The 255-nt window shown below is 48.2% G+C and carries 1 protein-coding gene; it reads right to left on the reverse strand.

Annotated features, from left to right (window positions below):
• Positions 1–255 (reverse strand): sporulation protein YpjB (locus SB775_RS31510; RefSeq protein WP_410865213.1); only part of this gene is annotated, 255 nt, incomplete at both ends.

The raw sequence follows: 255 nt of genomic DNA on the forward strand, positions 1-255 counted from the left end.
AGAGAGGACATCTGTTCTTCCGGCAACTGAATGCTCATCGCTGGCTTGATCGCTAAAAAAAGACGATAGTTTTCATCAAATTGCTCGCGGAATTGGAAAAAATCCCTTTCAACTGCCGATTGCTGCAAATTTTGCACTTGGTTCGCGAGGGAAGGATAGTAACTACGCCACATCGGCTGGTTCATATGCGTAAGCGCATCAATGGCTACACGGACCTGCGTTGCATGCCAGAGCAGCTGCTGTTCGCTCACGTTT

This window comes from Peribacillus sp. SIMBA_075 (assembly GCF_046534585.1).